Origin of the sequence: Pseudomonas sp. E45-MNA-CIBAN-0222 (assembly GCF_040310405.1) — a bacterium.
GTDB classification, from domain to species: Bacteria; Pseudomonadota; Gammaproteobacteria; order Pseudomonadales; family Pseudomonadaceae; genus Stutzerimonas; species Stutzerimonas stutzeri_AC.
In genome coordinates this window covers 1-241 of record NZ_JBEOPU010000218.1, presented here as the reverse complement: position 1 = coordinate 241, position 241 = coordinate 1, and the positions used below count along the sequence as shown (strand labels likewise).

Sequence of the window (241 nt, the reverse complement as noted above, 5' to 3'; positions counted from 1 at the left end):
AAAGAGTATTAGCTCGGGGTAAAGAAAAACCAGTCGATGTTAAAGCGCGAGTTAAAGAGATCCAAGCCAAAGCTAAAAAAGAACTTATTCGTCGTGGCCTAAAAGAAAAAGACATGGATGCACTCTGGACACGTTTCAAAGCAGAATACTTTTTACGCCATCAACCGACTCAAGTGGCTTGGCACGCAGAAGCCATTTTAAAACATCATCACGACGAGCCATTAGTGTTAATGTCAAAGCA

Annotated in this window: 1 protein-coding gene; it reads left to right on the top strand. The window is 41.5% G+C overall.

The features are described 5' to 3' along the window. Positions 1-241 (top strand): hypothetical protein (locus AAEZ08_RS23395; protein ID WP_500125240.1); only part of this gene is annotated, 241 nt, incomplete at both ends.